Consider the following 25,529-nt stretch of genomic DNA (forward strand, 5'->3'; position numbering starts at 1 on the left):
CCGGCCCTGATCGTGGCAAAATTTTCGCCACACCTTGGGGGTTCCCCACCCAGCCCGGAAGGGGGACCAGTTGTGCGGAGCACTCTGTCCATAGTCGATGTCGGACCTGAGTTTGCAGGATGGGCCGGACCCGCCGATGGGAGAATGATCTGTGTAGCGCCTCCCGAGATCGAGACGAGCAACGAAGCCAGACGCTCGATGCGAGAGATCGTGAAGCGTGCAGGAGGAGACTGTGAAGGATGCCGGGGCTGCTGGCTCGGCACCTGAACAACCGGCCGCGGAGTCCCGGCGGTAGGGGTACCTGCCGGACCCGCGCCAGCACCAGCCCAAGGGAGAAGCCATGCCCTACGTCGAGATGCGCGGCAACTCGATCCGCGTGAAGTGGTGGAGCGGCGAGTACCACCTCGACAGCACGGGCAAGGCCACCCGGCGCAAGAAGTACGAGAGCGCCTCCGGCCCCGCCCCGGGCGTCCCCTTCGACGACGACGACGAGGCCTACAACTACGGCCTCGACCGCGAGTACGAAGTCCGCCACGGCAAGCACATCCGCCGGGCGGACAGCAAGACCCTCATGGAGAGGTACTGCTGGCTCTGGCACGAGGCACAAGATCTCCGGCCCATCTCCATGAAGGGATACAAGACCCGCCTCAACGCCCGCATCATCCCCTACTGGGGCCGTCACGCGGTCGGCGACATCACCACCTGGGAATACGAGGCATGGAAGAAGAGCCTCCGCGCCGAGGTGGCAGCCGGCGGCCTGTCCGAGTACCACTGCAACTCACTGCTCAGCCTGTTCAGCCTCCTCATGAAGGACGCCGTCACCAAGTACAAGCTGCGCACGGAGTCGCCGGTCGTCGCACAGCCGCGGCGCGGACGGTACAAGAAGAAGAGCCGCGAGAAGAAGCGCCCCCTGGACATGGCGGTCCTGCACCAGCTGGCCTCCAACGCCTACACGGTGTGGGGCTTCACTGGCTGGACGTACATCTGGACCATCGCCTTCACGGCCATGCGCCCGCCAGGCGAGATGTGGGGCATGCGCCGCGAGTACGCCTCGGTGAACTGGCCGGCGAACGAACCCGACCCGGAGCTGCGTAAAGAGCTGCTCGACAGGTACGGCAAGATGCCCGCCCTGCGGGTGCAGAACCAGATGCAGTACGTGGACGGGGCCAGGCGTCTCATCGAGCCGAAGTACGAGTCCTACCGCAACCTGGTGCTGCCGCCGTTCCTCCACGAGATGCACTGCGCGCTCCTGCGCTCGCACGACTCGCCGTGGATGTTCCCGGCGTTGGGCGGCGAGGCCATGGGGTCGCAGTGGACCCGCGACTACTGGAAGCCGATGCGCGACGGGGCGAAGGAGAGGGCGGGGCGTCACGACTTCCGCCGTGCGGAGATTCCCAAGGTCGAGGCGATGGCGGGAAAGCGGATCTATCTGCTGCGCCACGGCCACAAGGAGTGGCTCGACGAGGACGGCCATGGCCGGGTGGCGGTCGAGACGCGCATGGGCCACGAGGTGGCCGGCCTGGAGGGCTTGTACGGGAACTTGACTCCGGGCATGGAGCTGCGGATCGTGGAGACGTTGCAGGAACGCTGGGAGAAGTTCATGGGGCCGGAGCGGGGCATGTGGCAGCCTCCTTTTCCCAGCCCTCTCCCATCCGGGGAACTGGACGGCAAGTAGCCCCAGCTCAGGACCGGTTCGGACCGTCATGCACCGACATGTCGATGATGTTCATGCCGGAGAACCGGCTGTGGTCGGGCGTGTGGTAGCTGTTGCCGTTCAGGAAGGCGTTGGTGGAGGTCGGCTGGTTGCCGGTGCCCTGGCCGTTCTCGTAGTCGAACTGCTCGATGGCCGCCTTCTCGTCGTCGGCGCTGTACTCCTTGCGCTCCTTCCAGGTGTAGAACTGCGCGGAGTGGTTGACCGAACCCCGGTTCCACTTGTCGTTGACGAAGGCAGCGACCTCGCCGAAGACGAAGAAGTTCCGGGCCGCCTCGGCGCCGAACTTCTGGGTGACGCGCTCCTGGATGGCGGGCAGGAAGCGGCGGTTCCAGGTGACGCGCGGGATGTGGACGGCCGTGTCGACGCGGAAGCCGTCGACGCCCATGTCGATGTACTTGTTGTAGGCGCCGATCAGGTAGTTCTGGACGGTGGTGTTCTCGGTGTTGAAGTCGGCGAGGTCCTCGTGCAGCCAGCAGGAGCGCGCGTCCTCACCCTCCCAGTTCCCGATCCAGCACTGGTGGTAGTACGCCTTGGGGAACATGCCCGAAGTGGGGCTCGGCCACTGGCAGTTGTAGAGCGTGTAGCCCTCGGCGCTCTTGCCGCCGGTGGGCTTGCCCCAGTTGACGCAGGTGTTGCCGGAAGGCTCGGCCGTGGACCACAGGTCGCCGTTGTAGTACGACTTCCCGGACTTGGGCTCGACGGTCAGGCCGTCGTACTCGAAGCCCTCGCTCTTCTCGTCGTAGTACCAGCTCCACTGGGAGTCCCGGACGCCGTACACGGTCGGGGTGAACAGGCCCTTGGCGCCCCAGCGGGAGCTGTGGTTGTAGACGACGTCCTGGTAGATCTTCATGCCCTTGGCGTGGGCCGCGTCGATCAGGTCCTGGTAGCTGGCACCGGCCGACTCCAGGCGGGGGTCGACCTTGTAGAAGTCGTAGCCGTGATAGCCGTGGTAGTCGTAGTCGGAGCGGTTCAGGACCACCGGGGTGATCCAGACCGCCGAGAAGCCGAGCGCCTTGATGTAGTCGAGTTTGTCGACCACGCCCTTGAAGTCGCCCCGGAACATCGGGTCGTTGTCGGCGGCGTTGCCGGACTTGGTGTGCTGGCTGCCGCCCCGGTTGTTGCTCGTGTCGCCGTCGTGGAAGCGGGCGGTGAGGACGAAGTAGATGGGGTCCTTGCGGGGGTCGGTGCCGAGGGGGGTGCCGGTGGCGGGCGCGGGGGCCTTCTCGCCGGTCGTGGCCTTGGCCTCGGCGGAGGCGGGCGAGGTGTTGCCGGCCGCGTCGACGGCCTTCACCGTGTACGTGTAGGCGGTCTTTTCCTCAAGTCCCGTGTCGGAGAGGACCGTTGAGCCGACGTCCGTGACGACCGTGCCCTTGGTGCCGCCGGTGCGGGTGACCTGGTACTTGGTGACGCCCTTGTTGTCGGTGGACGCCTCCCAGCCCACCACGATCGAGGTGTCGGTGGCGCTCGCGGTGACCTTGGTGGGGGCGGTCGGGGCCTCGGTGTCCGGGGCCTCGACGGCGCACGGGTCCTTGGCGTCCTTGGTGACCGTGCGGTCCTTCACGGTGGTGGTGCCGGTCGGGATGGTGTAGTCGGCGCTGTTGTTGTTGTCCCAGACGCCGTTGCCGTTGTTGAAGGCCGCCTTGAGCGAGCCGGCCGTTCCGATGTCGAGGGTCTTCTTCCACCAGCCGGTGCAGGCGGTCTCCATGCCGACGCCGGGTACGGTCGTCCAGGAACCGCCGGCGGGCTGGTAGTGGATGTTGGCGGTGGTCCAGCCGGTCGTCGCGGTCGAGTAGTAGACGGTCGCCTTGTTGCCCTCGACGGGGCCTGTGTCCGCGCAGGGGTCGCTGTGGGCGATCACGCCGTCCTTGACGGTGATGTCGCCCGTGCCGAGCGCGTAGTTGGCGCCGCCGTTGTTGTCCCAGGTGCCGTTGCCGTTGTTGAAGGTGGCCGCGAGGCCCGTGGCAGAGCCGAGGTCGACGGTCTTCTTCACCCAGTCCGTACAGGCGGCCTCCATCCTGGTGCCGGGCACGGTGGTCCAGGAGCCGCCGTCGGGGGCGTAGTGCAGGTACGTCGACGACCAGTTCTTGGTCTTCGTGTAGTAGAAGACGGTCGCCGTGTTGGCGGTGTCGGCGGCCGTCGCCATCCGGTCGGCGCCCGTTCCCGGTGTCCCCGCGAGCGCGCCGAGCAGCCCGGTCGCCGCCACGAACGCCACGAACGGGCGTCGCAGCCAGGGCGGTGTCCTACGTCTCACGGATCTCATGGGCGTCTCCAATGCGGGCCGGGGTGTGGGGAGTTGCGCGATACAGCGGGCTCTGCACGGACTCTGCAAGAAAAACCGGCAAATTCCTGAAAGCCCTTGCAGCGCGGAAGCTACAGGGACATGACAGCCACGTAAAGGGATCTCACAGTTCGGCGGAGCCATGGTGAGAATCGACCAGCAGTGGTGACCGGGGCCCACGCGTCGGGCGGGGCGCGCGCCTAGCGTGGGCGCATGCCGATGCAACCCTGGTTTCCCGACGCCAAGCTGGGCGTGTTCATCCACTACGGCGTGTACGCCGTGGGCGGGGCCGCCGAGTCCTGGTCCTTCTACACGGGCGAGATGACACACGAGCAGTACATGGAACAGCTCGACGGCTTCACCGCATCGCGCTACGACCCGGACGCCTGGGCCGAGTTGTTCGCCCGGGTCGGCGCCCGGTACGCGGTGCTCACCGCCCGGCACCACGACGGGGTCGCCCTGTGGGACACCGACCACCGCAATCTCGACGTGGTCCGGGACACCCCGGCGGGCCGTGACCTGGTCACCGGCTTCGTCGACGCGCTGCGCACCCGGGACCTCAAGGTCGGTCTGTACTACTCGCACTCCGACTGGAACCACCCGGAGTACGCGACCGAACGCCACCCCGGTCCGCACATCGTCCCGCCCAACCACTACTCGCACGCCGAGCCCGGCAAGGAGGACCCCGAGGCCTGGGCGCGCTACCTCGCCTACCGGGACGGGCAGGTCCGCGAACTGGTCGAGCGGTTCCGCCCCGACATCCTGTGGTTCGACGGCGAGTGGGAGCGCACCGAGGAGCAGTGGCGGATGGACGAGCTGGCCGAGCTCATCCTCGCGGGCAACCCGGACACCATCCTCAACGGCCGCATGCTGAGCCACGGCGACTACGCCACACCGGAGCAGGGCGCCCCGTTGCAGGCTCCTGACGGCCCGTGGGAGCTGTGCCTCACGATCAACGACTCATGGAGCCACCGCCCGCAGGACCGCGACTTCAAGTCGGTCCGTCAGCTGGTGCGGTACTTCGCCGAGACGATCGGCATGGGCGGCAATCTGCTGCTCGGCGCCGGGCCGCGCGAGGACGGGACGATCCCCGAGGAGCAGATCGAACGCATGGAGGGCCTCGGCGCATGGATCGCCCGGCACTCCGACGCCGTGTACGCCACGGTCGGCGGGCTGCCCGCCGGGCACCACTACGGCCCCAGCACCCTGTCCGCCGACCGGCGCACCCTGTATCTGATGTGCTTCGACACGCCACGCGAGACCGTGTCCGTACGGGGCCTGCGGAATCGGGTCGAGCGGGTCACCGTCCTGGGCACCGGCGCCGAGCTGGGTCACCACGTCACCGGGGGCCTGGACGCCGTACCCGGTGTGACCTGGATCGACGCGCCCGGGGAGGCCGATCTCGACCCGTACGCGACCGTGCTGGCCGTCGAACTGGACGGGGAGCTGGACCTCTACCGGGGCGCGGGGCGCGACTGACCGAGCACGTCGTCCACGGTGACGACCCGGACGAGGGGCCGGTACAGGTCCAGTACGTCCAGGGCCTTGGCGTGGGACTCGTCGTCGGCGCCCGCGCAGGCGTCGGCGACCACCAGCACCTCGACGCCCGCGTCGGCGGCGGCGAGGGCGGTGGACAGGACACAGCAGTCGGTGCTGACCCCGGCGACGACCAGCCGCCCGTCCGGGCCGAGGCGGGCGGCGAGCTCCGGGCCCCATTTGCCGAAAGTGGGGGCGGCGATCACGTCCCGTGCGGTGGCCGCGAATTCATCTACCAACTCCCAGAGCCGTGCGTGCGGGGGCTGGAGGGCGAAGGGCCACTGGTCGTAGTACGCGCGCCAGGCGCCCTCGGGTTCGGCCGGGGCGACGAAGCGGGTGAAGACGGTCCGGTCGGCGAAGGCGGGCAGCAGGCGTCGTACGCCGGTCGCGGCCTCGGTGAAGCGCGGGGACGCCCAGGGGCTGTCCGGCTCGGCGAAGACGCGCTGCATGTCGATGACGGCGAGCAGGCCCGGTACCCGTCTGCTCATACCTGCGCGTTCTCCTGTGCCCTTACCCGTCCGCGCCCCAGGACCAGAGTGCCGGCGAACCCGAGCGCCAGCGCCAGCAGCACCCCCAGGTTGGCGTACGCCCAGGCCCCGGTCCTGCCGCCGAGCCCGAGCGGGCCGAGGAGATAGCCCTGCCACTTCAGCCAGCTCGCCGAGGTGTTGACGACCAGGCCCCAGCCGAACGCGGTCGCGGCGAGGGTGAGGAGCAGGGGTTGCAGGGGGAGGTCGCCGTAGCGGCCGTCCGGGCGGTACAGGTCCTCGTCGGCGTAGTCGCGGCGGCGCAGGAGGAGGTCGGCCAGCATGACACCGCACCATGCGGCGATGGGGACGCCGAGGGTGGTGAGGAAGCCGATGAACGGGCCGAGGAAGTCGTCGGCGACGAAGACGATGTAGACGGCGCCCGCGATCATCAGGACGCCGTCGGCGAGCGCGGCCACCGGGCGGGGCACGCGCAGGCCCGCCGCGAGGAGGGCCAGGCCCGAGGAGTAGATGTCGAGGACCGCGCCGCCGACCAGACCGAGCACGGCGACGGCGGCGAACGGGATCAGGAACCAGGTCGGCAGGATCGTGGTCAGCGCGCCGATCGGGTCGGCGGCAACGGCCTCGTCGAGTTCGGTCGAGGATCCCGCGAGGAGCAGGCCGAAGAGCAGCAGGAGCAGCGGGGCGAGCGAGGCGCCGAAGGTGGTCCAGCCGACGACGCCCCGACCGGAGGAGTCGCGCGGCAGATAACGGGAGTAGTCGGCCGCCGCGTTGACCCAGCCGAGGCCGAAGCCGGTCATCATGAAGACAAGGGCACCGATGAACTCCTGGGCGGAACCGGCGGGTACGGCGCTGACGGCGGCCCAGTGGACGTGGTCGGCGACGAGGACGACGTAGACGACCGTGAGGACGCCGGTCACCACGGTGATCACCGTCTGGAAACGCATGATCAGGTCGAAGCCCATCACACCGACCAGGACGACGAGTGAGGCGACCAGGACTAGGGCGATGACCTTCGTGCCGGTGCCGCCGCCGGTGCCGAGCCGGTCGAACACCGTGGCGGTGGCCATCGTCGCGAGTGCGCACAGCACGGTCTCCCAGCCGACGGTGAGCAGCCAGGAGACGACCGCCGGAAGCCGGTTGCCGCGCACCCCGTACGCCGCCCGGCTGAGCACCATCGTCGGTGCCGAGCCGCGTTTCCCGGCGACCGCGACGAAGCCGCACAGCAGGAACGAGAAGACGATGCCGAGCACTCCGGCGACCAGTGCCTGCCAGAAGGAGATGCCGAAGCCGAGCGCGAAGGCGCCGTAGCTCAGGCCGAGGATGGAGACATTGGCGCCGAACCAGGGCCAGAAGAGCGTGCGCGGCGTGCCCTTGCGGTCGGCGTCGGCGATCACGTCGAGGCCGTGGGTCTCCACCTGGAGGGGCCGGACCGGGGCGGTGTCGTGTGCGGTGGGGAAGTCCGTCATCGTCGACCTGTCTGTCCGATCTCGCCGATCGTGTCCAGGGGACCGTAGATGTGCCGGTCAGAGGCGTCAAGAAGGCGTCGGGGCGGTTCGGGCCACCCGCTCCCCGACATGTCTGACCTACGTACAATCCTCAATATTCGACCGAAGGTTCGACACTTCGAGGGATTCGGGGGAACGCAGTGCCGTGGGACGTGGCTCCGCTGGTGAGCCGGGAGCGCGAGTTGGCGCGCCTGGACGACGTGCTCGACCGGCTGACCGGCGAAGGGAACGGCGCCGGAAGCCGTGGCCCGGCGGTCGTCGATGTCACCGGGGCCGCGGGCATCGGCAAGAGCAGGCTGATGTCGGAGTTCTGCGCGCGGGCCCGGGAGCGGGGCGTGACGGTGCTGCGCGGCCGGGCCACCGAGTACGAGCGGCATCTGCCGTACCAGCCCCTCGCCGACGCGCTCGCGGACCTCGACGACGAACCCGAGGAGGTCTCGCTGCTGGCCGACGGTCGCTCCACCGACCGTTTCGCTCTGCAACGCGCCGTCGCCGATCTCCTGGCCCGGATCGCGACGGCAGGCGGGGGCCTGGTGGTGGCCCTGGACGATGTGCACTGGGCGGACCCGGCCTCCCTGGAACTGCTCGACCATCTCGTCCGGCATCCCCCGCGCCGCGCCCCCGTCGTCATCGTCGTGGCCCGGCGCGAGCGGCAGACAGCGGCCCCGTTCGTCGCCTCGCTGACCAGGGGCGTGGAGGCCGGGACGGTGCTGCGGCTGCAACTGGGGCCGCTCGACGAGCGCGCGTGTCTCGCGGCGCTGGCCGCCGACCTCCCGGCCGGGCTGGCCGCCGAGCTGTACGCGGCGAGTGAGGGCAACCCGCTGTACTTCCTCGCGCTGCTCCAGGCCCGCAGGCCCGCGGGGCTCAGCTCCCTGCTGCTGGACGAACTGACCCCGCTCACCGACACCCAGCGCGGCACCGCCGAAGCCATGGCCGTCCTCGGCGACCAGGCGGCGCCCGCCCTGCTGGCCGCCGTCACCGGCCGGAGCGAGCCCGAACTCGAAGCCGACTCCAGGGAGCTGGCCGCACGCGATCTGGCGCGTCCGGGGCCGGACGGTCGCTGGGCGCTGCGCCACCCGGTGCTGCGCGCCCTTGTGCACGACGCCACCGACCCGGCCCTGCGCACCCGGATGCACCGCCTGGCCGCCGCCGAACTGGCCCGGGTCCAGGCGCCGCTCACCGAGCGGGCGCACCACGTCGAGCGGTCCCTGACCGGCTGGGACCCGCACGCCGTGGCCGTGCTCACCGAGGCCGCCGAACAGGCCGCCGCCACCGCGCCCGCGAGCAGCGCCCACTGGCTCGGCGTCGCCCTCGCCCATCTGCCCGACCGCACGGTGTACGGCGCGCTGCGACGCGACCTGATGCTGCGCCGGGCCCAGGCGCTGGGGGTGTGCGGGGGTCTGCGGGAGAGCCGGGACCTGCTGCACGAGGTGATCAGCCTGTCACCGCCGGGCACGGACGACCGCGTCCGGGCCTCGGCGGTCACCTTGTGCGCGGTGATGGAACGTCACCTGGGCCGCTACGCCGAGGCCGTCGCCCTGCTCCGCCGCGAGCTGGCCCGTGGCGGCGACCTCTCCCCCGCCGACTCCGTCGAACTCGGCCTGGAACTGGGCTCCTCCGCCCCACACGCCAGCTCCTACCCCGACGTACGCGACGACGTCGTCCGGACGCTGGAGCTGGCCCGGTCGCTGGGCGACGAGGTGGCGGAGGCGGGCGCGCTCGCGGTCACCGCGCTCGGCGAGGCGTACGAGGGGAACACGGCCGCGGCGGCGGAGGCCGCCGACCGGGCCGCCGCGCTCATCGACTCCCTCACCGACCACGATCTCGCCGGGCTGTGCGAGCCGCTGGCCCGGCTGGGCTGGGCGGAGGCGTTCCTGGAGCGGTACGCCGACGCCGAGCGGCACGCGGAGCGCGGGCTGGCCATCGCCCGCCGGGGCGGCCGACTGTATGTGGTGCCCCATCTGTTGCTGTGCAAGTCCCATGTCCAGGTCCTGATGCTGCGACTGCGGTCGGCCGTGGAACTCGCCGAGGAGGCGGAGGCGATCGCCCGGGGCATCGGCAGCGACGAGCTGCTCGCGTTCGTGCTGGCGTCCAAGGCCCAGTCGCTGATCCCCTCGCTCCCGCCGGGCGACGGCGGTGCGCTCGCCGTGGCCGAGGAGGCCGTCGCCCGGGCCGGTTCGGGCACCCGCTGGTGGGCGTCCATCGCCTGGTGCATGCTCGGGTACGCCGCGATCCACGCCGGTGATCCGGCGCGAGCCCGGGCGGCTGTCCTACGGGCGGGCGGGGAGGATCTCGGCGGGCTCCAGCCGAGTATGCGACCGCTGTTCCTGGAGATCCTCGTCACGGCCGCAGTCGCCGCCGGGGACCAGGAGGAGGCGCGGCTGTGGGCCGAGCGGGCCCGCAAGGAGGCGGAGCGGCTCGGCCTCGCCGCCCAGCGGGCCTCCGCGCTGCGCAGTTGGGCGCACGTACCGCTCGGCGAGGGTGATGTGGCGACGGCCGCGGAACTGTTCGAGCAGGCCGCCGTCGAGGCCGCCCGAGGCGGAACGCACCTGTGGGAGGTCCAGACGCTGCTGCTGGGCGCGCCGCTCGCGGCGTCCGTCGGTCGGACCACCCGGGCCCGCGCCATGTGGGAGCGGGCCCGGCGGCTGAGCGTCGACGGCGGCGCGGAACTGCTGTCCGGTTACGCGGAGTTGCTGCGGCCGTTGGTGTTCACGGAGGAGGAGGCCGTCCCGCAGACGGAGACGGCGTCGCGTGGGGAGCTGGTGTCGCGCAGGGAGCCCGACACGCTTGAGGCGCCGGCGGAAACCGGAGCCCTCACGGACCATCCCGCCCCCATTCCCCCGGAGCTGCCCTCGCTCTCCCCCCGCGAGCAGGAGATCGCCGCCCTCGTCGCGGAGGGTCTGACCAGCCCCGCCATCGCCGAGCGTCTCTTCCTCAGCCCGCGGACGGTCGAGACGCACCTCTCCCGCATCTACCGCAAGACGGGGGTGACCTCGCGCGCCGCCCTGGCCGCGCTGCAGGCCAGCGGCCAACTGACCGACGGGACGGCGTGATTACGTAATCTCCCTGATACCGCTCCCACGCCCCATCCGGAACTATCCGTTCTAGACCACGAGAACAGGCGGAACCGGAAGCGAGACGGAAACGGGGACGAGCATGCGGGGGAAGTCCGGCGCGCCGGAATCCAAAGCCATGATCGCCGCAGGCGTGCAGGCCGCCGCGGTCGGTGCGGGTCGCTGTCGTAGAGGGGACGACAGCGACCCACCACCGGAGCGCCGGGGCCGACGAAGGCTGCCGGTCGCCGCCGCGGTCGTCGGCGCGGTCCTGCTCTCGTCCGGCTGCACGGGCGGCAGCGACTCCGACGCCTCGGCCTCGGAGTCCCCCTCGGCGACCGACAGCCCGAGCCCCACGCCCACCCCGTCCGTCACACCCCCGTACCCGACCGGCGCCGACGGCTGCCACGACAACAGCGGCTGGACGTCGGACGAGGTCAGGACCTGGCTGCAGATTCAGGCCAGGGCCTCCGACGTCGAGACGTCGAAGGACGTGGCGGTCGGTCCGGTCCAGGAAGGGTTCGACGGCCCGCTGTGCGAACCGGTCACCGTTCAGGTGGAGTTCTGGAAACTCACCTACGGCTCGCCGTCGGAGAAGGAGAAGAGCGACCCCGGCACCCCGGACTTCTACTTCGCGATGGAACGGGCGAAGCGCACCCGGCTGCGCACCGACGGGAGCGGGGAACAGCAGGTCACGGCACCGAAGAAACTGTACGCCGACGACCGCAGCGTCTGTGTCGGCGCGCTGGTGACCGTGACCGCCGGCAAGCCGCTCAGCGAGAAGGAACTGCCGGAGTCGATCAAGCTGTCGGACGCCGCCTACGGCAACAACGACACCGTGGAGTTCCGCACCGAGCGCGTCGCCGTCTACGAACTCACGCGCCCGAAGGCGGCGCACGTCTGCAATCCCGAGGGCAAGCCGACGGCCGACCCCGACAAGGTGCCCGCCCCCACAGCTGAGCCCGAGCCCACGTCGGACCCCTACGGCTACGACCCGCTCCCGCTGCCCACCTTGGACCCGGCCACGCCCACCATGAGCTTCGGCTGACCGTCGCGGGCGCCAACCTGCCCGAACAGCGGTTCGGCCCCGTTTGCTACGCTCCCCGAGCCTCCCGTGGGGGAAGTCCGGTGAGATTCCGGCGCTGACCCGCAGCGGTGTGCGTGGGGACCTGGTGGTCCGTCGCGCGAGCCCGATTGCCCATGGGAGGTGTGCGACCCGTTGACTGCTCGCCGTGGACTGCGAGAGGGGACCGCGCGGCCGGTGGGCCGTACGGGCTGCCTCCCTGCTTGACGTTCATCAGGCGGCCCCAGGTGAAGGACCGCCCCGACCGTGCGCCACCGCCCCGCCACCCCCAGCCGAACACCCCTCCCGCCGCTGGTCGTCGGGCTGTCGGTGTTACTGATCGTCTCGCTCGTGTGCGGCGTCGGGCTCGGGGCGGCCGGACTCGGCTGGGCGGAGGTCTTCCGGTTCCTCTGGGCGGGGCTCACCGGCGGCAGCATCCACGCGGATGACATCGCCTCGTACACCATCGTGTGGGAGATCCGGCTGCCCCGCGTCGTGCTGGGCGCCGTCGTCGGGGCGGGGCTGTCGGCCGTCGGCGTCGCCGTGCAGGCGATGGTGCGCAACGCGCTCGCCGATCCGTTCGTGCTGGGCATCTCGTCGGGGGCCGCGGTCGGCGCCAACGCGGTCATCCTGCTCGGCGCGTTCGCCGGGCTCGGGGTGTGGGCGCTGTCCGTGTCCGCGTTCGCCTCGGCGCTGGCCGCGATGGTGCTGGTGTACACCGTGGCCCAATCGCAGCACGGGCTGACCCCGCTGAGGCTGGTGCTCACCGGCACGGCCCTGGCGTACGGCTTCGAGGCCGTCACCACCGTCATGGTGTTCGGCGCCGCCCGGGGTGAGGCGGCCCGCTCGGCGATGATGTGGCTGCTGGGGAGTCTGGGCGGGGCGACCTGGGCGCAGGTGCCGCTCGCCGCCGTGACCGTGGCGGCCGGCTGGGCGTGGCTGCGCCTGCGGGCCGAGGCACTCAACGCCCTCGCCATGGGCGACGAGACGTCCGCCGCGCTCGGTGTGCAACCCGGCCGCCTGCGCCGGGAGTTGTTCCTCGTCACCGCCGCCGTGACCGGGACCGTCGTCGCGGTCAGCGGGGCCATCGGGTTCGTCGGGCTGATGGTGCCGCATGTCGTACGGATGCTGGTCGGCGCCGATCACCGCCGGGTGCTGGCCGTGGCCCCGCTCGCCGGAGCCGTCCTGCTGGTGTGGGCAGATCTGCTCTCCCGGCTGCTGCTCGCGCCCGCCGAGCTGCCCGTCGGGGTGATCACCGCCGTGGTCGGGGTGCCCGCGTTCCTGCTGCTGATGCGGCGCGGCGGCTATGCGTTCGGAGGCCGGTGACCATGAGGCTCGACATCGACGGGGTGACGGTCGAGGCGGCCGGGGCCCGCATCGTCGACGACATCCGGCTGACCGTGGCCGCCGGCACGTTCGTCGGGCTGGTCGGCCCCAACGGCAGCGGCAAGTCCACGCTGCTGCGCTGTGTGTACCGGGCGCTGCGCCCGGCCGGGGGCGTGGTGCGGCTGGACGGCGAGGACGTGCACGCCATGGCGCCCCGGGCCGCCGCCCGGGTGCTGGCCGCGCTGCCGCAGGAGTCGTCGGCCGAGTTCGACTTCACCGTGGCCGAGGTCGTCGCCATGGGGCGGCTGCCCCACCGGGACCGGACGGCCGCGTCGGACAGAGAGATCTGCGCCGCCGCCATGGACCGCACCGGCGTCGCCCATCTCGCCGACCGGGGCTTCCTCGCCCTCTCCGGCGGTGAGAAGCAGCGGGTGCTGCTCGCCCGGGCCCTCGCTCAGCAGCCCGGCGTACTGGTCCTCGACGAGCCGACCAACCACCTCGACATCGCCCACCAGTTGGACGTCCTGTCCCTGGTCCGCGCCGACGGCCTGACCGTGCTCGCCGCACTGCACGACCTCAACCTGGCCGCCGCGCACTGCGACCTCCTGTACGTGATCGCCGGCGGCCGGGTCGTCGCCTCCGGGCCACCGCGCGACGTCCTCGAACCCGCCCTGCTCGCCGAGGTGTTCGGCGTCCGCGCCCACCCCGTACGGCATCCGGAGACCGGCGCCGTCCAACTCCTCTTCGACCGCCTTCCGCCCACCACCCCCTGAGGACCCCCCATGCGCAAGTTGCTCGCCGCCGCCGTCTGTCTCGCCGCGACCGCCACCGGGTGCGGCGCCTCGGTGGAGAAGACCCCGTCGAAGGACGCCTCCACGGTCACCCTCACCAACTGCGGCAAGAAGGTCACGTACAAGGTCCCCGAACGTGTCGTGACCAACGATGTCGGGATCACCGAGCTGATGTTCGCCCTCGGTCTGGAGGACCGCATGGCCGGGTTCGCCATGCCCGACGACAAGGGCGATCTGAGCGACGTGCCCTGGAAGGGCGGCTACGACAAGGTGAAGTGGCTGTCGAAGGACCAGCTCACCAAGGAGAACGTCCTCGACGCGAAGGGCGACTTCGTCTTCGCCGGCTGGAACTACGGCTTCCGCGACGACAACGGCTTCACCCCCGACGCCCTGAAGAAGCTCGGCATCCCCACGTACATCCTCACCGAGTCCTGCCGCAACGGCCGTACGAAGACCTCGCGGGGCATCATGCCGCCGCTGGAGGCCCTGTACACCGACCTCACCAATCTGGGGAAGCTGTTCGGCGTGGAGAAGCGGGCGGCCACACTGGTCGCCGACTTCAAGAAGCAGATCGCGGACGTACGGGCCGAGGCACCGGCCGAGAAGCCGAAGGTCCTCCTCTACGACAGCGGGCAGGACCAGCCCTTCACCTCGGGCCGTTACGCCGCGCCCGAGCAGATCATCAGCGAGGCCGGTGGCGTCAACGTCATGCGTGACGTCGACGACTCCTGGACCACGGTCGGCTGGGAGAGCGTGGTCGAGCGGAACCCGGACGTCATCGTGATCTGCGACTACGGAGATGTGAGCGCCGAGCAGAAGAAGAAGTTCCTGCTGTCCTACGCCCCGCTGCGGAACGTGTCCGCCGTCAAGCACAAGCGGATCTTCGTCCTCGACTATGTCGATCTGGTCGAGAGCCCCCGCAACCCGTCGGCCATCGCCCGCCTGGGCACATATCTGCGGACGGTGGCCGACAAGTAGACGGTCTCACGCCTTTCGTACCCGCAACTCCGTGGTCGCGGGCCGCAGTCCGTCGGCCCGTGCGGTGAGCTTCAGGCGGCCCGGGCGTTTCGCCGGTCGCAGGATCGCGAGGGCCTTGCCGTGCCAGGTGTGGCGGCGGGGCCGCTTGAAGCTGTCGACGTTGTGGGGGTTGCCGTTGCCGACGCCGACCAGCTCGCCCGCGCCGTCCACCTCGAACGTCACCTTCAGCGTGGCGTCGGGGACGACCCGGCCGTGGCGGTCGACGACCTCGACCAGGACGTGGGCGAGGTCGTCGCGGCCTGTGGTGAGCGCGGTGACGTCCGGGACGAGGCGCAGCGATGCCGGGGCTCCGACCGTGCGAAGGGTGGTCCGGCCGATCTCCTCCCCGTCGCGGAAGGCGAGGGCCGTCAACTCCCCCGGTGCGTACGGCACGGTGAAGGTGGCCATGGACCGCTCGGGGGCGGTCGCGGCACCACCGGGGAAGTCCTGACCGTCGAGGAGCAGCCGCACGCTGTCGCCGGGGGTGTAGACGTGCACCTTCATCGGGTGGCCTCGGTCGACCTCCCAGGTCCAGCTGCGCAGTTCGTCGTAGTAGCCCCACCAGAGGGCCACCTGCTCGGTGCCCGGCGGGGTCGGGCGCTCCACCAGCAGCTCGACCTGGCTCCGGCCGGTCACGGCGGCCCTCCAGTGGTTCTGTGGCTTGCGCTGCCCGATCAGGTCGAAGTCGCCGCAGTTCGCCTGGAAGTAGGGGTAGGCGTAGCCGAAGCCGCCCCAGTTGTGGTGCAGTTCGCGGGAGATCGACCAGCCGGGCATGACGCTCTGGTCGCCGATGGTCTCCGCCGTGCCGACGGGAGGGATGGGGGTCTTGCCGATGCCGGACTCGCCGAGATAGTCCCAGGCGGCCCAGATCCAGGTCCCGGTGGCCCAGGTGTGCTCGGCGGCGAAGGTGATGTCCTGGTGGATGGTCGCGGGGAACGTCTCGTTGTGCGTCATCGCCTTGTCGGGGTTGGCCTCGTGCATCTGCCCGTAGGTCTTGCCGTTGGCGTTGTAGTGCACGTCGCCGACGTCGACGTAGTTCCAGGACGGGTCGTGCGCCGAGTGGGTCGAGCCGCCGCCCAGGGTGACGGGCCTGGTGGTGTCGAGGGTACGGAGGACCGCCGCCAGCTCGGCGCCCCGGTGGCCGTTCGTGCGGTCGGTGATCTCGTTGCCGACCGACCACATCACCACACTGGGGTGGTTGCGGTCGCGGAGGACTGTGCTCCGCAGTCCTTCTCCCACCACTCGGCGAAGTGCACCGAGTAGTCGTCGGGGTTCTTGCCGGTGTCCCACATGTCGAAGAACTCGTCCATGACGAGCATGCCCAGCCGGTCGCAGGCGTCGAGCAGTTCCGGCGTGGGCGGATTGTGGGCCGTGCGGATCGAGTTGAAGCCCGCCTCCTTGAGGATCTCGACGCGGCGCTCCTCCGAACGGCCGAGCGCGACGGCGCCCATCGGGCCGTGGTCGTGGTGGACGTTGCCGCCCATCACCTCGACGGGCTCGCCGTTGAGCAGGAAGCCGACCTCGCCGTTCCACGGCAGCGAGCGGAACCCGAAGGTGGTGGTGACCGTGTCGACGACCCTGCCGCCCACCAGCACCTCCGTGCGGGCGGTGTAGAGGCTCGGTGTGTCCATGGACCACAGGGCCGCGTCCTGCACCGGGAGGTCGAGCGACGCGACGGCCGTCTCCCCCGGCTCGACACTCTGCGCGGGCGCCCGCCGGGTGGTCACGGCACGGCCCCGTGCGTCGAGGACCGTGACCCGTACGTACGCCGACGCGGATCGCTCGCCGAGATTGGCGACCCGCGTCTCCACCCGGGCCACCGACCGACGTCCGCCCACCTCGGGCGTCGTCACGTGCACACCCCACAGGGGGATCCGCACGGGCCCCGTCACCGTCAGCCAGGTGTGCCGGTAGATGCCGGAGCCCGAGTACCAGCGGCTGTTCTTCCCGCTGTTGTCGACCCGGACGGCGAGCACGTTCGTGCCCGACGGGTCGAGGTACGGGGTCAGGTCGTAGGCGAACGACGTGTAGCCGTGTGGGTGGAAACCGAGGTGGACTCCGTTGAGCCAGACATCCGCGTTCTGGTACACCCCGTCGAACCGCAGCTCGATATGTGACCCGAGCTCGCCGGTCGCCTCCCCCGTCCCGAAGTGCTTGCGGTACCAGCCGACGCCGCCGACCGTGTACCCGGTCGAGCCCCCGTTCTGACTGTTCCGGGTGTCGAAGGGCCCGATCACCTGCGGGGCCTCGGGCCACGCCGGGTCGGGCTCCTTGGGCACCAGCACGGAGGAGTAGCTGGTCGCGCCGCCGTCGTCGGAGGTGGCGTACGGCAGGTCCTCGATGCTCCAGTCGTGCGGGAGGTCCAGTACGCGCCAGGCCCTGTCGTCGTACGACGGCTGCTCGGCCCCGGTGGCGTCGCCACGTAAGAAGAGCCAGCCCTCGTCGAACGACTGATCGCGCGCCCGCCCCGCGCCGCCCCGGGCGTCCGCCGCGGCGGGCGTCGACTGATACACCGCCATCGCGCCTGCGGCCGTCGCGCCCAGCTGCAGCGCCCGGCGCCGCGAGACCCGCCGTTGCCTCATCGTCATCCCTTTCACCTCTCCACAAGAATTCGGTATGTCGAACATCGAGCAGAATGCTGAACTGGCATAGACATGACAGGAGTAGAGGGGTGGCGACGGTCGCGTCAAGGGGCGGGTGAGGCACCCCCCTCGGTGCAGCACTCCCGAGCGGGGTGGTTAGCATATGAGCGCCCCATATGAGCGCCGCCTAGCTCGAAAGATATTTCTGTGACTGTCAACGAGGACTCGTTCACCAACTGGAAGAACCGCGAGGAGATCGCGGAGTCGATGATCCCGATGATCGGGAAGCTCCACCGGGAGCGGGACGTGACGGTCCTGCTGCACAGCCGTTCCCTGGTGAACAAGTCGGTCGTCAGCATCCTCAAGACCCACCGCTTCGCCCGGCAGATCGCCGGCTACGAGCTGTCGGTCACCGACACCCTGCCGTTCCTGCAGGCTCTCACCACGCTCGATCTCGGCCCGTCCCAGATCGACATCGGCATGCTCGCCGCGATGTACAAGGCCGACGACCGCGCGCTGTCGGTGGAGGCGTTCACCGCCGAGGCCGTCGCGGGTGCCACGGGCGCCAACAAGATCGAGGGCGGCGAGGGGCGTGACGTCGTCCTCTACGGCTTCGGGCGCATCGGCCGCCTCGTCGCACGGCTCCTCATCGAGAAGGCGGGCTCGGGCAACGGCCTTAGGCTGCGCGCCATCGTCGTCCGCGGGGGCGGCGACCAGGACATCGTCAAGCGCGCCTCGCTGCTGCGCCGCGACTCGATCCACGGCCAGTTCCAGGGCACGATCACCGTCGACGAGGCGACCAGCACGATCAACGCCAACGGCAACGAGATCAAGGTCATCTACGCGAACGACCCGTCCGAGATCGACTACACGGCGTACGGCATCAAGGACGCCATCCTCATCGACAACACGGGCAAGTGGCGCGACCGCGAGGGCCTGTCCGAGCACCTGCGCCCCGGCATCGACAAGGTCGTGCTGACCGCGCCGGGCAAGGGCGACGTCCCGAACATCGTGCACGGCGTCAACCACGACACGATCAAGCCGGACGAGCAGATCCTGTCCTGCGCCTCCTGCACCACCAACGCGATCGTCCCGCCGCTGAAGGCGATGGCCGACGAGTACGGGGTGCTGCGCGGTCACGTGGAGACCGTCCACTCGTTCACCAACGACCAGAACCTGCTGGACAACTACCACAAGGCCGACCGCCGGGGCCGCTCCGCGCCGCTCAACATGGTCATCACCGAGACCGGTGCCGCGTCCGCCGTCGCCAAGGCGCTGCCCGACCTCAAGGCGCCGATCACCGGCAGCTCGATCCGGGTGCCCGTGCCGGACGTCTCGATCGCGATCCTCAGCCTGCGCCTCGGCCGCGAGACGAACCGCGAGGAGGTCCTCGACTACCTCCGCGATGTCTCGCTGACCTCGCCGCTGAAGCGTCAGATCGACTTCACCACGGCCCCCGACGCGGTCTCCAGCGACTTCATCGGCTCGCGCCACGCCTCGATCGTCGACGCGGGCGCCACGAAGGTCGACGGCGACAACGCGATCCTCTACCTCTGGTACGACAACGAGTTCGGCTACTCGTGCCAGGTGATCCGGGTCGTGCAGCACGTCTCCGGCGTGGAGTACCCGACCTACCCGGCCACGGCGGTCTGATCCCACCACCGGCGGGTGGTGCGCGGCGCCTCGTCAGCCCCGCACACCACCCGCCGTGAGCCCTCCCACGATGAACCGCTGGAAGAGGGCGAAGACACAGACCACGGGCAGGCTGATGAGCGTGGCCGTGGCCATCAGGGCGCCCCAGGCGGTCCCGTGCTGGCCGATGAACGCGTTGAGCAGTACGGTCACGGGCTGGACGTCGGAGTCACCGGCGAGCGTGAGCCCGAAGAGGAACTCCCCCCAGGCCAGCAGGAACGACAGCCCGGCCGCCGCGACCACGCCGGGCACCGTCAGCGGCAGGACGACCCGCAGCAGCACCCCGGGCAGCCCGCAGCCGTCGACCAGCGCGGCCTCCTCCAGCTCCGGCGGGAAGGCGCGCAGCACGGGGCGCAGCACGATCACCGTGAACGGCAGGGTGAGCGTGGTGTCGGCCGCGATCAGGCCCAGGTAGGTGTCGTCGAGCCCGGCGCGGCGTTCGAGGATGAACAGCGGCGCCGCCAGCACGATCGCCGGCGGCAACTGGGCGACCAGCAGGGCGAACACCATGGTCCCCGAGCCCCGCATCCGCACCCGGGCGAGCGCGTAGCCGAGCGGCAGGCCCAGCAGCAGGGTCAGCGCGACCACTCCGCCGGCGATCACCAGACTGTTGAGCAGGGCCCGGGTCAGCCCCTCGTACCCGAGCGCGGTGTCGAAGTTCTCCCCGGTGAGCGGTGTGGGCACCCACTGCGGGGACGGGGTCAGAATCCGGTCCGGCTCGGTGAGACCGGTCTTGGCCATCCAGTACACCGGGAGCAGGAACACGGCGGTCGTCACACCGGCGAGGAGGGTGAGCAGCCAGGGGTGCCGCGGTGGCCTCACGCCGGGCCCCCTTCGACGGTCTCTTTCCGTAGCCGGTGCACATACAGGGCGCCCGCGAGCAGCGGTACGACGAGCAGCAGCACGCCCGCCGCGCTCCCCCGGCCGAACCGGAAGAACGCGAAGAACACCTCGTAGACGTAGAGGGACAGCACTCGGGTGGCGTCGACGGGGCCGCCGCCCGTCATGACGAAGATCGTGTCGAACACCTTGAAGGTGTAGATGAGGCCGAGCAGCAGCACGGTCACCGACACCGGTCGCATCAGCGGCAAGGTGATGCGGCGGAAGCGCTGCCAGGCACCCGCGCCGTCGATGGCGGCGGCCTCGTACAGCTCGGGGTCGATGGTGTGCAGCCCCACCAGCAGCAGAAGCATGTTGAAGGGCACGCCGACCCAGATGTTGGCGAACATGACCCCGGCCAGGGCGGTGCCCGGGTCGGTGAGCCAGTCGTGGGTCAGCGTGTCCAGGCCGACCGCGCGGAGCAGGGCGTTGTAGGCGCCGGACTCCGCGTCGAGCAACCAGCGGAAGAGGGTGCCGCTGACGACCGGGGGCAGTAGCCAGGCGATCAGCAGCAGCGACCTCAGCAGACCGTTCAGCGGGAACGGCCGGGCGAACAGCAGGGCCAGCGCGAAGCCGAGGGTGAACTGGAAGAGCAGCGATCCGAGCGTGAACACCACCGACAGGCGTACGGAGTGCCAGAAGCCCGGGTCGGACACGACGGCCCGGTAGTTGGCCAGGCCGTTGAAGCGCTGCGGACCGCCGAGCAGGGTGCTCAGCTGCACCTCGTGCACGGAGGTCCACAGGTTGTAGAACAGCGGATAGGCCAGGAAGAGGGCGAGGAGGACCAACCCGGGCAGGCAGAACAGGTAGCCCTGGCGTCGGCGCCGGGCGGCCGGGGACCGGTGGCCGTTCGCCGGGGACCGGTGGTCCGGGGTCACTGTTCCGCCAGCGCCTTGTCGATCTTCGCGGCTGCCGTCCGGGCCGCTGCGGAGGGCGAGGCGGACCCGGTGAGCACGGCCTGCTCGGCCTCGGCGACGGCCTGGGAGGCGTCGGCGTAGTGCGGCCCGTACTGGCGCGGGCGGGCGAAGGCCAGCTGGTTGAGGAAGAGCCGCAGGGCCGGGTCGGAGGCCCAGGTGCCCTGGTCGGCGAGGTCCTTGCGGGCAGGGAGGTTGCCGAACGCGACCAGGTACGGGACGAGGGCCTGCGGGGTCTGCGTGTACTCGAGGACCTCCCATGCCTTGTCGAGGTGCTTGCCGTCCGCCGTGAGGACCCAGTTCTCGCCGCCCAGACAGGTGGCGGTCTCCTTGTCCCGGGGCAGGGCGACCACGGTCCAGTCGAAGTCCGCCTTCTTGAGGGTGGGGATCTGCCAGGGCCCGTTGATCTGCATGGCGGCCCGCTTGTCCATGAACCGGATGTTGACGTCCTGCTGGGTCCAGCCCACGCACTGCTCGGACAGGGACTTCTTGGCGATCAGGCCGTCGAGGAACTCCAGCGCCGTCGCCCCGTAGGTGGCGAAGGTGTCCAGGTCACCGCCCGCCTGCCACAGGAACGGCAGGAACTGGAAGACTCCCTCCTCCGTCCTGATCGCGCTGAGCGCCAGCCCGAACCGGTTCCCGCTGGTCAGCTTCTCTGCCGCCGACGCCAACTCGGCCCAGGTGGTGGGCGGTTCGACTCCGGCGTCCGCGAGCATCCGGGTGTTGCAGTAGAGGGCCAGGCAGTTGCTGTTGTTGGGGATGCCGAGGGTTTTCCCGTCGACCTGGCAGCCCTCCCAGGGGCCTTTGTAGTACTCGTCGGCCTGCCCCCATTCCTTCACCCTGCCGGTGAGATCGGCGAGCAGTTTCCCGCCGCCCAGGGAGTTCATGGCGACGTTGTCCACGATGGCGATGTCCGGGAGTTCACCGGCGATCGCGGCCAGGGTGATCTGCCGGTCGAGTTCCGCGAACGGGAACGTCCGCCGCTGGATGTTCACGTTCGGCACGTTCTCCTCGATGTCCTTGATGAGGCGTTCCATGCCGGGCTGGAAGTTGTCCAGGGTGAAGTAGTCCCACCAGGTGAGGGTGACCGTGTCGGGCTCGTCGGAGCCGCAGGAGGCCAGGGTCCCGCCGAGGCCGAGTGCGGCCCCTCCGGCGCCTGCGGCCCGCAGAAAACCGCGGCGGTCGACCGTGTACGACATGCTCCACTCCCAGTGAGAAGGCAAGAAAGCAGGAAGGAATGAACGGAGAAAGAAAGCAGAAACCCAGGTGGTGTCAGAATCAGAAGTCGACGTCGAGACCCGGGAACTCCGGGAATTCCGGCTCCGGCTCCGAACCCGGCACCGGTCGGCACTGACCCGTGCTGGCCCGCAGGGTGATGAGCGGCTTCAGCAGGATGTGCCGAGGCGGTGAGCCGGGTGAGGTGAGCCGCTTCATCATCAGGTCGACGGCTATTCGGGCCATCTCCTTCGCGGGGATCTCCGCCGCCGTGAGCTGGGGGGTCACCTGTTCCGCCCAGGGGCTCGCGGCTACGCCGACGACGGAGAAGTCGCGCGGCACGCTGCGGCCGTGCCGGTTGAGCCCCCGGTAGACGCCCTCCAGGGCGGCCTCGTTCATGGTGACGAGCGAGGTGGTGGCCGGTTCCTCGTTCAGGATCCGCTCCAGGGCCGCCTCCCCCGAGGCGAGGTCGTCCCCGCAGAGGTACGCGTGCGGAACCAGCCCCAGATCCGCCATCGCCTGGGTGTACCCCTCCTGTCCGAGCCGCGCGAAGCCGTATCCGCTGTCGAACAACTCCTCCGACCGGTTGACGAAGGCGATCCTGCGATGGCCCAGGTCGGCGAGGTGCTGCACACAGCTGCCGGCCAGGCCGGCGAAGTCGAGGTCGACCCAGCCCGCCTCGTCCGCCGTACGGTTCCGCCCGATGGCGATGTACGGGAAGCCCGTCCTGGCGAGGTGGTCGACGCGGTCGTCCTCGCGACGGATCTCCATGACGACCACGCCGTCCACCCGCCGCAGACCGGTCATCATCCGCCGGAAGGAGGGGTCGGTCCCGGACCGGGCGGGCGAGAGCAGCAGGTCGTAGCCGTGCGCGGTGGCGGCCTCGGCGACTCCGCCGACGAAGGCCAGCTGCATGCTCGTGTAGTCCTGGTGCCGTCCGGCCGGAGGGTAGAGCAGTCCGAGCGTGCGCGTCTCCTCTCCCGGATCGGCCGGGCCGCCGTACAGGAGACCCGCGTCGCCGTCCGGGGCACGCGGCGCTGTCGGGTCGCTCATGTGCTCGGTCATGATCAGCCGACCTGTAGGGCTTGTTCGGCCCAGATGGTCTTGCCCGTGGCGGTCTGCCGGGTGCCCCAGCCCTGGGTGAGCTGGGCGACCATGTGCAGCCCTCGGCCGCCCTCGTCGTACGTGCGGGCCCGGCGCAGGTGCGGGGCGGTGCTGCTGGCGTCGGACACCTCGCAGATCAGGGTGCGGTCCCTGATGAGACGCAGGCCGATGGGTACGTCGCCGTAGCGGATGGCGTTGGTGACCAGTTCGCTCACGACCAGTTCCGTGACGAACCGCGCGTCGTCCAGCCCCCACTTCTCCAGCTGCCGGGTTGCCTGGGCGCGGGCGTCGGCGACGATCGCGGGGTCGGAGGGCAGGGCCCAGGCGGCGACCTGGTCGGCGTGCAGGGCTCGGGTGCGGGCGAGGAGGAGGGCAACGTCGTCGGCGGGGGTGGCGGGCAGCATGGCCTTGAGGATGCTGTCGCAGGTGAACTCGAGCGACGGCACCGGCTCCGCGAGGGCCTCGCAGAGCCGGTCGATGCCGAAGGTGATGTCGTGGTCGCGGGCCTCGATCAGGCCGTCCGTGTAGAAGGCGAGGACACTGCCCTCGGGCAGTTCGAGTTCGGTGGCCTCGAAGGGCAGACCGCCGACGCCCAGCAGCGGGCCCGGGGTGAGCCGGACCATGCTGACCGTGCCGTCGGGGAACAGCACGGCGGGGGGCACATGGCCGGCGCTGGCGAAGGTACAGATACGCGAGACCGGGTCGTAGACGGCGTACAGACAGGTCGCTCCGATCTCACCGGTGGCCGACTCGTCGGCGGCCACGCCGTCGTCCGAGGTCAGATGGGCGACGAGGTCGTCGAGGTGGGTGAGCAGTTCGTCCGGGGGGAGGTCCACGTCGGCGAGGGTGCGCACGGCGGTGCGCAGCCGTCCCATGGTGGCGGAGGCGTGGATGCCGTGACCGACGACGTCGCCGACGACCAGGGCGGCGCGGGTGCCCGAGAGGGGGACGACGTCGAACCAGTCGCCGCCCACGCCGGCGGCCGTGCCGGCGGGGAGATAGCGGTAGGCGACCTCGACGGCCGCTTGTCTGGGCAGGTCGCGGGGGAGCAGGCTGCGCTGGAGGGTGAGGGCGTTGGCGCGTTCGCGGGTGTAGCGGCGTGCGTTGTCCATGCCGACGGCCGCGCGGCCCGCGAGTTCCGAGGCGAGGATCACGTCGTCCTGCTCGTACGGCTTCGAGCCGCCGCGGCGGGCGAAGACCACGACCCCGAGGGTGAGGCCCCGGGCGCGCAGCGGGGCGGCGATGACCGAGTGGAAGCCGTGCTCCTCCACACGGGCGGACCGCGCCATGTCCCCGGCGATCCAGCGCGCGAAGCCGGGGTCGGCCGTGCCGCTGAGCACAGGGTGCCCGTCGGCCAGGGAGCGCGCGGGCGGTGAGTAAGGCGGATAGGTGTCGGCCTCGCCGAGGGGGACGACGGCTTCCGGCACGCCCTCGATGGAGGACTGGTGTGCGATGCGGCGCAGTACGACTGCGGCCTCGACGGTCCGCAGGACCGGTTCCTCGCCGCGGGTCACGGAGTCGAGGAGGTCCACGCTGACGAAGTCGGCGAGCCGGGGCACGGCCAGGTCGGCGAGTTCCTGGGCGGTGCGCGTGACGTTGAGGGTGGTGCCGAGGCGGGTGCCCGCCTCGTTGAGGAGCGCCAGCCGTTCCTCGGCCAGGTGCTGTTCGCTGCTGTCGAAGGTCGCCGTGCCCACCCCGACGACCCGGCCGGAGGCGGGGTCCCTTACGGGCCACAGTTCGACGATCCAGGCCCGCCCGCGGCCGGACTCCGTGGCCTGGCCGATGAACTCGTAGCGCGTCGGTTCGCCCTCCTCGGCGACCTGGCGGACGCACTCCAGGAACCCCGCGTCGCCGCGGCCCCTGCCGGAGCGTGTCTGGGGGACGGGGACGGTGGAGAGCGCGACCGACGACTGGGCGAAGGCCCACTCCACCATCCTGCGGTCGTGCTCCCGCTCGGCCGCGCCCGTGGTGGCGGTCAGGACGAACGCCTGGACCGTACCGTCGCCGTCCAGTGAGGGGCTCGCGCGCAGGGTCGCCTCGACGCGGTGGCCGTCCTTGTGGCGCAGCGCCACCGTGCCACTCCATTCCTCGGCCGTGACCGGGGCGAACCCGATCGCGTCGGTGGACTCCGGGGCGAGGAGGAGATCGGTGGCGGATCGGCCCACGATCTCGGGGGCCCGGTGGCCCAGCAGCCGCCGGGCCTCCTCACTCCACCCGGTGACGACACCTTCAAGGCTGACCGTTGCCGTTGCTGCATCCATTGACCACCCACTGCGACCAGGGCCCTGATCAGAAGCGGTCATTCCCGCTCACTTCACGCCGGTGATGTCACTCACTGTCCCAGCCTGCCCGTGGAGGACGAAACAGACAAG

The 25,529-nt window shown here is 70.5% G+C and carries 17 protein-coding genes, 1 pseudogene and 1 riboswitch; of the genes and pseudogenes, 8 read left to right on the top strand and 10 right to left on the bottom strand.

Annotation, left to right across the window (positions count from 1 at the left end; translation table 11 throughout):
- The first annotated feature begins 340 nt into the window (after window positions 1-340).
- Window positions 341-1,675 (top strand): integrase, encoded by a 1,335-nt coding sequence (locus SGFS_RS06585; protein WP_286248401.1) that lies wholly within the window; start codon window positions 341-343, stop codon window positions 1,673-1,675.
- Between the two features lie 28 nt (window positions 1,676-1,703).
- Here SGFS_RS06585 and SGFS_RS06590 read toward each other — a convergent pair.
- A pseudogene (locus SGFS_RS06590) lies at window positions 1,704-3,974 on the bottom strand (carbohydrate binding domain-containing protein); the annotation flags it as partial.
- Between the two features lie 231 nt (window positions 3,975-4,205).
- On the opposite strand from SGFS_RS06590, the gene SGFS_RS06595 reads away from it, so the two are divergent.
- The gene (locus SGFS_RS06595; protein WP_286248402.1) at window positions 4,206-5,471 is read left to right on the top strand and encodes an alpha-L-fucosidase; all 1,266 of its coding nucleotides are present in this window, start codon (window positions 4,206-4,208) and stop codon (window positions 5,469-5,471) included.
- On the opposite strand, the gene SGFS_RS06600 is transcribed toward SGFS_RS06595, so the two are convergent.
- Both SGFS_RS06600 and SGFS_RS06605 read right to left on the bottom strand, forming a co-directional pair.
- A complete protein-coding gene (locus tag SGFS_RS06600) occupies window positions 5,447-6,016 on the bottom strand; it encodes a cysteine hydrolase family protein (RefSeq protein ID WP_286248405.1) in 570 nt (189 codons plus the stop codon). The genes SGFS_RS06595 and SGFS_RS06600 overlap by 25 nt on opposite strands.
- The gene (locus SGFS_RS06605; protein ID WP_286248407.1) at window positions 6,013-7,482 is read right to left on the bottom strand and encodes a purine-cytosine permease family protein; all 1,470 of its coding nucleotides are present in this window, start codon (window positions 7,480-7,482) and stop codon (window positions 6,013-6,015) included. Before SGFS_RS06605 ends, SGFS_RS06600 begins: the two co-directional genes overlap by 4 nt.
- Before the next feature lie 179 nt (window positions 7,483-7,661).
- Here SGFS_RS06605 and SGFS_RS06610 point away from each other — a divergent pair, with 179 nt between their 5' ends.
- The 5 genes from SGFS_RS06610 (at window position 7,662) to SGFS_RS06630 (ending at window position 14,732) form a co-directional block, all read left to right on the top strand.
- A complete protein-coding gene (locus tag SGFS_RS06610) occupies window positions 7,662-10,574 on the top strand; it encodes a helix-turn-helix transcriptional regulator (RefSeq protein WP_286248409.1) in 2,913 nt (970 codons plus the stop codon).
- A gap of 103 nt (window positions 10,575-10,677) precedes the next feature.
- The gene (locus tag SGFS_RS06615; protein ID WP_286248410.1) at window positions 10,678-11,622 is read left to right on the top strand and encodes a hypothetical protein; all 945 of its coding nucleotides are present in this window, start codon (window positions 10,678-10,680) and stop codon (window positions 11,620-11,622) included.
- Window positions 11,623-11,669: 47 nt separating this feature from the next.
- Window positions 11,670-11,794: riboswitch (cobalamin riboswitch) on the top strand.
- Window positions 11,795-11,904: 110 nt separating this feature from the next.
- Window positions 11,905-12,963: a FecCD family ABC transporter permease gene (locus SGFS_RS06620; protein WP_286248411.1), complete on the top strand. Its 1,059-nt coding sequence runs from the start codon at window positions 11,905-11,907 to the stop codon at window positions 12,961-12,963.
- Between the two features lie 2 nt (window positions 12,964-12,965).
- Window positions 12,966-13,736, top strand: a complete 771-nt coding sequence (locus SGFS_RS06625; protein WP_286248413.1) for an ABC transporter ATP-binding protein — start codon at window positions 12,966-12,968, stop codon at window positions 13,734-13,736.
- A gap of 9 nt (window positions 13,737-13,745) precedes the next feature.
- Window positions 13,746-14,732, top strand: a complete 987-nt coding sequence (locus tag SGFS_RS06630) for an ABC transporter substrate-binding protein (RefSeq protein ID WP_286248415.1) — start codon at window positions 13,746-13,748, stop codon at window positions 14,730-14,732.
- A 6-nt stretch (window positions 14,733-14,738) separates the two neighbouring features.
- On the opposite strand, the gene SGFS_RS06635 is transcribed toward SGFS_RS06630, so the two are convergent.
- On the bottom strand, window positions 14,739-16,013 hold the full coding sequence (locus tag SGFS_RS06635) for a glycoside hydrolase family 2 TIM barrel-domain containing protein (RefSeq protein WP_286248417.1): 1,275 nt from the start codon (window positions 16,011-16,013) through the stop codon (window positions 14,739-14,741).
- Window positions 15,953-17,359: a sugar-binding domain-containing protein gene (locus SGFS_RS06640; RefSeq protein ID WP_286248418.1), complete on the bottom strand. Its 1,407-nt coding sequence runs from the start codon at window positions 17,357-17,359 to the stop codon at window positions 15,953-15,955. Before SGFS_RS06640 ends, SGFS_RS06635 begins: the two co-directional genes overlap by 61 nt.
- Before the next feature lie 201 nt (window positions 17,360-17,560).
- Between SGFS_RS06640 and SGFS_RS06645 the strand changes: the two genes are divergently transcribed.
- Window positions 17,561-19,006: a glyceraldehyde-3-phosphate dehydrogenase gene (locus SGFS_RS06645; protein WP_286248420.1), complete on the top strand. Its 1,446-nt coding sequence runs from the start codon at window positions 17,561-17,563 to the stop codon at window positions 19,004-19,006.
- A 33-nt stretch (window positions 19,007-19,039) separates the two neighbouring features.
- Here SGFS_RS06645 and SGFS_RS06650 read toward each other — a convergent pair whose 3' ends face one another.
- The 5 genes from SGFS_RS06650 to SGFS_RS06670 all read right to left on the bottom strand — a co-directional run bounded on the left by SGFS_RS06650 (window position 19,040) and on the right by SGFS_RS06670 (window position 25,418).
- Window positions 19,040-19,867: a carbohydrate ABC transporter permease gene (locus SGFS_RS06650; protein ID WP_286248423.1), complete on the bottom strand. Its 828-nt coding sequence runs from the start codon at window positions 19,865-19,867 to the stop codon at window positions 19,040-19,042.
- Window positions 19,864-20,802: a carbohydrate ABC transporter permease gene (locus SGFS_RS06655; protein ID WP_286248425.1), complete on the bottom strand. Its 939-nt coding sequence runs from the start codon at window positions 20,800-20,802 to the stop codon at window positions 19,864-19,866. Before SGFS_RS06655 ends, SGFS_RS06650 begins: the two co-directional genes overlap by 4 nt.
- Window positions 20,799-22,037 (bottom strand): ABC transporter substrate-binding protein, encoded by a 1,239-nt coding sequence (locus SGFS_RS06660; protein ID WP_286248427.1) that lies wholly within the window; start codon window positions 22,035-22,037, stop codon window positions 20,799-20,801. Before SGFS_RS06660 ends, SGFS_RS06655 begins: the two co-directional genes overlap by 4 nt.
- A gap of 79 nt (window positions 22,038-22,116) precedes the next feature.
- Window positions 22,117-23,106, bottom strand: a complete 990-nt coding sequence (locus tag SGFS_RS06665) for a LacI family DNA-binding transcriptional regulator (RefSeq protein ID WP_286248429.1) — start codon at window positions 23,104-23,106, stop codon at window positions 22,117-22,119.
- A gap of 14 nt (window positions 23,107-23,120) precedes the next feature.
- On the bottom strand, window positions 23,121-25,418 hold the full coding sequence (locus SGFS_RS06670; protein WP_286248431.1) for an ATP-binding SpoIIE family protein phosphatase: 2,298 nt from the start codon (window positions 25,416-25,418) through the stop codon (window positions 23,121-23,123).
- Window positions 25,419-25,529: the final 111 nt, after the last annotated feature.

The organism is Streptomyces graminofaciens (assembly GCF_030294945.1).
Taxonomy (GTDB): domain Bacteria; phylum Actinomycetota; class Actinomycetes; order Streptomycetales; family Streptomycetaceae; genus Streptomyces; species Streptomyces graminofaciens.